The sequence below is a fragment of the Simplicispira hankyongi genome, assembly GCF_003570885.1.
GTDB classification, from domain to species: Bacteria; Pseudomonadota; Gammaproteobacteria; order Burkholderiales; family Burkholderiaceae_C; genus Simplicispira; species Simplicispira hankyongi.
This window is the reverse complement of sequence record NZ_QXJC01000006.1, coordinates 73015-80456: the sequence shown is the minus strand read 5'-3', so window position 1 is coordinate 80456 and position 7442 is coordinate 73015. Positions and strand designations below refer to the sequence as shown.

The window sequence follows — 7442 nt, the reverse complement described above, 5'->3', positions numbered from 1 at the left end:
TGCTGCCGTCAGCGTCGTCTTGCCGTGGTCCACGTGGCCGATCGTGCCGACGTTGACGTGCGGCTTGGTACGTTCGAATTTTCCTTTTGCCATTTCCAATTCTCCAAAGAGCGATGCCTGTGTATAGGTTTAACGTCTGCACCCGGTTGCTTGGTCGCCCCGCACAGGACAACGGGACGGCACCGGATCGCAGATTGCAAAAAACTATTTGCTACTGAAAAATTAGCTGTCTGCGCTTGATAGATAAGCGCTAGAGGCCATTTTGACCATGAATTCACCCAGCAGAGAGGGCAGAACAGCCAGGCTGACCTACCCCCATCCAGTCAGAGGGGCCAGAGCAGCGGAGCTGATCTGACCCCAAGGACTTATTTGGCCCTTGCCGCCATGATGGCTTCAGACACATTGCGCGGGGCTTCCGAGTAATGCTTGAATTCCATCGTGTAGGTGGCACGCCCCTGCGTGGCCGAACGCAGCGTCGTGGAATAGCCAAACATTTCCGACAGCGGCACTTCGGCGCGGATGGCCTTGCCACCGCCCGGGATGTCGTCCATGCCCTGCACCATGCCGCGGCGTGAGGACAGATCGCCCATCACGTTGCCGGCGTAGTCTTCGGGCGTTTCGACTTCCACCGCCATCATGGGCTCCAGGATGACAGGGCTGGCCTTGCGGCAGCCTTCCTTGAAACCGAAGATGGCGGCCATCTTGAACGCCAGTTCGTTCGAGTCCACGTCGTGGTACGAACCGAAGTGCAGCGTGACCTTGACGTCCACCACCGGGTAGCCGGCCAGCACGCCTTGCGTGACGGCTTCGTTGATACCCTTTTCCACGGCGGGGATGAATTCGCGCGGCACCACGCCGCCCTTGATGGCGTCGACGAATTCGATGCCCTTGCCGGCTTCGTTCGGCTCGATCTTGAGCACGACGTGACCGTACTGGCCCTTGCCGCCGGACTGGCGCACGAACTTGCCTTCGGCATCTTCCACCGTCTTGCGGATGGTTTCGCGGTACGCCACCTGGGGCTTGCCGACGTTGGCCTCCACGCCAAATTCACGCTTCATGCGGTCGACCAGAATTTCCAGGTGCAGCTCGCCCATGCCGGAAATGATGGTTTGGCCGGATTCTTCGTCGGTGCGCACGCGGAACGACGGGTCTTCGGCAGCCAGGCGCTGCAGGGCGATGCCCATCTTTTCCTGGTCGGCCTTGGTCTTGGGTTCCACGGCCTGCGAGATCACGGGCTCCGGGAACACCATGCGTTCGAGCACGATGGGCGAAGCGACGTCGCACAGCGTTTCGCCGGTGGTCACTTCCTTCAGGCCCACGCAGGCGGCGATGTCGCCGGCGCGGATTTCGTCGACTTCGACGCGGTCGTTGGCCATCATCTGCACGATCCGGCCGATACGTTCCTTCTTGCCCTTGACCGAGTTGAAGACCGTGTCGCCCTTGGTCAGCACGCCGGAGTAGACGCGCACGAACGTGAGCTGCCCGACGAACGGGTCGGTCATGAGCTTGAACGCGAGCGCAGAGAACTTCTCGGTGTCGTCGGCCTTGCGGGTGACTGGCTGCTCTTCCTCGTCCGTGCCCGTGACATCCGGAATGTCGGTAGGCGCGGGCAGATAGTCGATGACAGCGTCCAGCATGCGCTGCACACCCTTGTTCTTGAACGCAGTGCCACACAGCATGGGGTGGATTTCGGTCGCGATGGTGCGCATGCGCAGGCCGAGCTTGATTTCGTCTTCGGTCAAGCTACCTTCTTCAAGGTACTTGTTCATCAACTCTTCCGAAGCTTCGGCAGCGGCCTCGACCATCTTTTCGCGCCATTCGTTGGCGGACGCGACCAGATCGGCAGGGATGTCTTCGTAGCTGAACTTCATGCCCTGCGACGCTTCGTCCCAGATGATGGCCTTCATCTTCAGCAGATCGACCACACCGACGAACTTCTCCTCGGCACCGATCGGAATGACAACGGGCACCGGGTTGGCCTTCAGGCGCAGCTTCATCTGGTCGTAGACCTTGAAGAAGTTGGCACCGGTACGGTCCATCTTGTTCACAAAGGCCAGACGCGGCACCTTGTACTTGTTGGCCTGGCGCCACACGGTTTCCGACTGGGGCTGCACGCCGCCCACGGCGCAGTACACCATGCAGGCACCGTCCAGGACGCGCATGGAACGCTCCACCTCAATGGTGAAGTCCACGTGGCCGGGGGTGTCGATGATGTTGAAGCGGTGCTCAGGATAGGACAGGTCCATGCCCTTCCAGAAGCAGGTAACAGCCGCTGACGTGATCGTGATGCCGCGCTCTTGCTCTTGCTCCATCCAGTCCATGGTGGCGGCACCGTCGTGAACTTCACCAATCTTGTGGTTCACGCCGGTATAGAAAAGAATGCGCTCGGTCGTCGTGGTCTTGCCAGCGTCGATGTGGGCCGAGATACCGATATTGCGGTAGCGCTCGATGGGGGTCTTGCGTGCCATGATGTGCTTTCGTTAACGGCTGAAAGCCCGCCCGCCAAGGAGGCGGGTCGGGCTTCCAGACTTCGGAATATGGGGACGAAACTTAGAAGCGGAAGTGGCTGAAAGCCTTGTTGGCTTCGGCCATGCGGTGCACTTCGTCACGCTTCTTCATGGCGCCGCCACGGCCTTCGGTGGCCTCCAGAATCTCGTTGGCCAGGCGTTGTGCCATCGATTTTTCGCCGCGCTTGCGGGCGGCTTCCTTGATCCAGCGCATCGACAGCGCCAGACGGCGCACCGGGCGCACTTCCACAGGCACCTGGTAGTTCGCGCCACCGACACGGCGCGACTTGACTTCGACCATGGGCTTGACGTTGTTGATGGCCACAACGAAAGCTTCCAGCGGGTCTTTGTCGGGATTCTTCTTCTCGATGAGGTCAAGCGCGCCATAAATGATGCGCTCGGCCACAGCCTTCTTGCCGCCTTCCATGATCACGTTCATGAATTTGGACAGCTCTACATTGCCGAATTTAGGGTCCGGCAAGATTTCACGTTTGGGAACTTCGCGACGACGTGGCATTTTTCACCTCAATATTTGCTTCAGTTGGCGCCTTTTCAGAACGCCGCGAGAGCCATACAGAACTCTCACTTACTCGACCCGCGCAAGACATTTGCGTTTGGGGTCACTTCGCTTGCACGGCCCGCCAAGGCACGGCAAACACCGATGTACTGGACAGAAACCTGGCTCAGGGCCCGGTTTACTTGGCCTTGGGCTTCTTGGCGCCGTACTTGGAGCGCGACTGCTTGCGGTCTTTCACGCCTTGCAAGTCGAGCGAGCCGCGCACGATGTGGTAGCGCACACCAGGCAAGTCCTTCACACGACCGCCGCGCACCAGCACGACGCTGTGCTCTTGCAGGTTGTGGCCTTCGCCGCCGATGTAGGAAATGACCTCGAAACCGTTCGTCAGACGAACCTTGGCAACTTTGCGCAGAGCAGAGTTAGGTTTCTTGGGGGTGGTGGTGTACACACGGGTGCAGACACCACGGCGCTGCGGCGAGTTTTCCATCGCCGGGCTTTTGGATTTGGTCTTTTCGACCTCGCGCCCGTGACGCACGAGCTGGTTAATGGTTGGCATGAATACTGACGTCCCTAAACGTGAAATCTAGCGTGATAAGCGAAAACGTGTTTCCCTTCGGAAATTCCGAAAAGCCTTCAAATGTAGCAGCAAAGCCTGCATGGGGCAAGCGGGTCCGAGCTTTCAGGCCGGGCCCAGCCCCGCCACAACCCTCAACACAGGCACGCTTTAGGCGAGCGGCCGCCGTGCAAGGGCCGCCCCGCCGCATCGGCGGCGCCCCTTCCTGGCAAAGCCAAGAGAAGGGGCTGAGGGCTGCAACTCCAAGCCTGCCCGCGCAGGGGGTTGTATCTTCTACTTGATCCAGAGGCGGATCGCATCCCAGGCGCGGCCGAAGATGCCAGCCTGCGGAACATCGTCGAGCGCCACCAGCGGCACTTCGCGCACCGTCTGGTCGCCCACAACGACCTTGAGCTTGCCGACTTCCTGTCCTTTGGTAAACGGCGCCACCAGCGGGTCTTGGCGGACGACCTGTGTCTTCACCTTGCCGGCGCTGCCTGCCGGGACGGAAATGACGATGGGGTCGGCACTGCCAATCTTGAGGGTGCTTTGTGTGCCCTTCCAGACCGCCGGCGTCTCCACGGCCTGGTTGGCGTCAAAGAGTTTGACCGCATCAAAGGCTGTGTACCCCCAGTTGAGCAGCTTCTGGCTTTCGTTGGCGCGGGCGTTTTCGCTGGTAGTGCCGAGCACGATGGCAATCAGGCGACGCTCACCGACGTTGGGAAAGTCGCGGTGCGCAGTGGCAACCAGGCAGTAACCCGCGGCAGCGGTGTGGCCAGTCTTCATGCCATCGACCGACGGATCACGAAACAGCAGGTAGTTGCGGTTTTGGCTGTTCGACTTCGGCGTACCGGGGTAGAGGTACTGCTTGGCCGCGTAGTAGTGCATGTACTCGGGGAAATCGTGGCGCAGGCGCGCCGTGATGGTGGCGAGGTCGCGCGCCGTGGTGATGTGGCCAGCCTCGGTCAGGCCGTCGGGGTTCTTGTAGGCCGTGCCTTTGAGGCCCATGGCCGCAGCTTCTTCGTTCATCATCTTGACGAACTGCTCGGCCGTGCCGCCCACGCCCTCGGCCAGCGCCATGGTGGCGTCGTTGCCCGACTGGATGACCATGCCACTGATCAAGTCACCGACTGGCACCTGCATCTTGGGGTCGATGAACATGCGCGAGCCCGGCATCTTCCAGGCGCGCTCACTCACCGGAAATTTTTGCTCCAGCGTGATTTTCTTGGCGCGCAGGGCATCAAAAACGACATAAGAAGCCATCAGCTTGGTCAGCGATGCCTGTTCCACCGGCGCGTCAATGTCCTTGGCGGCCAGAATCTGCCCGGAGGTGGCATCCATCAGCAGGTAATTGCGCGCAGCGATCTCCGGTGGCTGCGGCGCCTGAGCGAAGGCACCGCCGGCAGCAGCAACGGCAAAAATGGGAAAGACGAGGGCGCGCAGGGCGCGAAAGATTCGGTTCATGGAGCTCGCGGATGGGTCTAAAGTGAAAAAACGGCATGCCGCCTGGGCGGCACGCAAGCGCATTGCGTCAGCCCGGGGCCTGCAGGTGGCGCACCACCAAATTCTTGAGCAGCGGCAATTGTCCGTGAAAGAAATGCCCTACTCCGGGAATCACGGTAACCGGTAGTGTCTGCGGCCGCGCCCAGTCGAGCACGCTGGCGAGCGGCACGGTGTCGTCGCTCTCGCCGTGCAGCACGAGTGTGCGTGCGTGGGCCTCTGCCGGTACGGGTGCGACCGCAAAGCGGCTGGCGGCCGTTCCCACCAACACGGCGTGCCGCACGTCGCGCGCACTCCACAATTGCGCCAAGGCGTGGCTGGTGACGAAGGCACCAAAAGAAAAACCTGCCAGGGCGATAGGACCATCCGCAGCCACCTGATCCACGACCGCCAGCAGATCGGCAAGCTCGCCGCGGCCCGCGTCGTGGGTGCCAGCGCTCTCGCCTACGCCACGAAAGTTGAAACGCACCGCGGTGTAACCGCACTGCACGAAGGCTCGGGCCAGCGTCTGGACCACTTTGTTGTGCATGGTGCCGCCAAACAGCGGGTGCGGATGCGCCAGCACGGCCACGCCGTGTGCCGCCGCGGCGGTATCGCGCAGCGCCTCAAGGGCGCCAGCTTCGCCCTGCAGGACCAAGCGTTCGGTTTGGGCGTTCAATGGACTACTTTTTTAATAGCTAACAGCGCTTATAGGATAAGCGCTAGAGGCCGATTTGACTGTATTTTTTGGCACATCTACCGGTGCGCACCGAACAGGTTGAGCGTTTCTTAGCGCCCAAGTTCCGGCGGCGTGCGCAAACGCTCGACCACCACGCCGCGCACCAGGTGCGAATCGACGATCTCGTCGATGTCGGACAGGTCCACGTAGCTGTACCAGACGCCTTCGGGATAGACCACCGCCACCGGCCCGGCGGCGCAGCGGTCCAGGCAGCCCGACTTGTTCACCCGCACCTTGCCTGGGCCGGCGAGGCCGGCGGCCTTGACGCGCGACTTGCAATGCTCGAACGCGGCCTGGGCGCCGTGCTGGGCGCAGCAGGCCTCGCCATTGGAGCGTTCATTAAGGCAGAAAAAAATATGGCGCGCAAAGTAGCCGGGCGCTGCGGCAGTGGATTCGCTCATGTCTGCATTCTAAAAGTGTGCCGGGCGCTGCCTCAGCCACGCTCGGGCAGTGCCCGGCGCGAAGCGCGCTGCAGCACGTAGACCAGCGTAACGTAAGGCCAAAGCCAGCCCAGCCATTGGCCCAGGCCGTAGAAGCGGATGAAGCGGCCCTGCTCCCAGTCGACCAGCGTCTGAGCGAAGTAGGCGCTGGTGGGCGCGTCGTTCAGCAGTGCCAGATGCAGGCTGATCACCACCAGCAGCACCACAGCGCAGGCGCGCTGGCGCAGTCCGATGGCGGCCGCCGCGAACAACAGGCCCAATACGATGCCGGCGCGCGCAGGCGCACTCAGCCACGCCCAGGCGTGCGATGGCCCCCAACTCAGCGCCGAGGACAGCGCCGTCACCCCCACGCCTATCACCGCAGCCGACAACAGCAGCGCCACCCGCCGGGCTGGCTGGCGCGCCACGCTGAAGGCGAGCAAACAGGGCGCCAGCAGGCCCAGGCCCACGCAGAGCGCTTCGACCGCAGGCGAGAGCGCCTCCAGCGGCACCTGGCGCACGGGCAGCCAGTCGTAAAACGGTGTGCCATCGAAAAGATCGTCCAGCACAGCTTCGAGTCGCTCGATCACCTGGCCCAATCCAAACGGCTCGGCCGCCGGAAACAGCAGCGCCCACGGCCATAGCGCCAGCAGCACCAGGGCTCCGCGCGCATCGCGGGCAAACCAGCGCGCGCGAAAGCGGCTCCAGTGGTCCAGCGCACCCAGGCGCTCGAGCCCTGCGGCCGTCACTGCGCCAAGCAATATGCCGGCAGAATTCAGCAGCAGATCGAGGTTGGAGGAAACGCGCTTGGGCAGGTAGATCTGCAGGAACTCCATCAGGAGCGACAGCAGCGTCCCGATCACGAACGCCAGTGGAACCGCCGAGCGCGGCCAGCCGCTGCGCGTGAACCCCAGCGCCAGCAGGAAGCCGAGCGGCGCGTAGCCGGCAATGTTGATGGTGACGTCAAAACCCGTCCAGTAATGCGGCAAGCGCGCCACAAGAAACTCCCAGGGCGCGATCCCCTGCGCGCGCCAGCCCTCAAACGGGAACAGGCTGGCAAAGATGATCAGCGCGGTGTACACCAGCGCCAGGGGCCAGGCAGTGGTCTTTTCCATGCGCGCGCCTTAATGCGATGCTGAATAAGTCACCGCGATGACGCGCGCCGTGCATCAGGATGGGATGCAAGGCGCAAACCGCAGCCATAGCCGCGGCTATGGCGAGGATTGGC

At 62.2% G+C, this 7442-nt stretch carries 8 protein-coding genes; all 8 read right to left on the bottom strand.

The genetic code is table 11. From position 1 onward, the window contains the following. The coding region (locus D3F03_RS13630; RefSeq protein WP_005434227.1) for a GTP-binding protein at positions 1–93 on the bottom strand (93 nt) is incomplete at its 3' end. Positions 94–365: 272 nt separating this feature from the next. Beyond that, positions 366–2468 (bottom strand): elongation factor G, encoded by a 2103-nt coding sequence (gene fusA / locus D3F03_RS13625; protein ID WP_119109980.1) that lies wholly within the window; start codon positions 2466–2468, stop codon positions 366–368. Between the two features lie 82 nt (positions 2469–2550). Further along, on the bottom strand, positions 2551–3024 hold the full coding sequence (gene rpsG / locus D3F03_RS13620) for a 30S ribosomal protein S7 (protein ID WP_119109979.1): 474 nt from the start codon (positions 3022–3024) through the stop codon (positions 2551–2553). Positions 3025–3202: 178 nt separating this feature from the next. Continuing rightward, positions 3203–3580, bottom strand: a complete 378-nt coding sequence (rpsL, locus tag D3F03_RS13615) for a 30S ribosomal protein S12 (protein WP_056266875.1) — start codon at positions 3578–3580, stop codon at positions 3203–3205. A gap of 291 nt (positions 3581–3871) precedes the next feature. After that, positions 3872–5041 (bottom strand): D-alanyl-D-alanine carboxypeptidase family protein, encoded by a 1170-nt coding sequence (locus D3F03_RS13610; RefSeq protein WP_119109978.1) that lies wholly within the window; start codon positions 5039–5041, stop codon positions 3872–3874. A gap of 67 nt (positions 5042–5108) precedes the next feature. Then, a complete protein-coding gene (locus D3F03_RS13605; RefSeq protein ID WP_119109977.1) occupies positions 5109–5735 on the bottom strand; it encodes an alpha/beta hydrolase in 627 nt (208 codons plus the stop codon). Between the two features lie 110 nt (positions 5736–5845). After that, the gene (locus tag D3F03_RS13600; RefSeq protein ID WP_119109976.1) at positions 5846–6196 is read right to left on the bottom strand and encodes a (2Fe-2S) ferredoxin domain-containing protein; all 351 of its coding nucleotides are present in this window, start codon (positions 6194–6196) and stop codon (positions 5846–5848) included. 32 nt (positions 6197–6228) lie between these two features. After that, a complete protein-coding gene (locus tag D3F03_RS13595; RefSeq protein ID WP_119109975.1) occupies positions 6229–7329 on the bottom strand; it encodes a VanZ family protein in 1101 nt (366 codons plus the stop codon). Positions 7330–7442 lie beyond the last annotated feature (113 nt).

Excerpts from the sequence above, each read along its gene's own strand:
- fusA (WP_119109980.1), bottom strand. The coding sequence starts at position 2,468 with ATGGCACGCAAGACCCCCATCGAGCGCTACCGCAATATCGGTATCTCG.
- rpsG (WP_119109979.1), bottom strand. The coding sequence starts at position 3,024 with ATGCCACGTCGTCGCGAAGTTCCCAAACGTGAAATCTTGCCGGACCCT.
- rpsL (WP_056266875.1), bottom strand. The coding sequence starts at position 3,580 with ATGCCAACCATTAACCAGCTCGTGCGTCACGGGCGCGAGGTCGAAAAG.
- D3F03_RS13610 (WP_119109978.1), bottom strand. The coding sequence starts at position 5,041 with ATGAACCGAATCTTTCGCGCCCTGCGCGCCCTCGTCTTTCCCATTTTT.
- D3F03_RS13600 (WP_119109976.1), bottom strand. The coding sequence starts at position 6,196 with ATGAGCGAATCCACTGCCGCAGCGCCCGGCTACTTTGCGCGCCATATT.
- D3F03_RS13595 (WP_119109975.1), bottom strand. The coding sequence starts at position 7,329 with ATGGAAAAGACCACTGCCTGGCCCCTGGCGCTGGTGTACACCGCGCTG.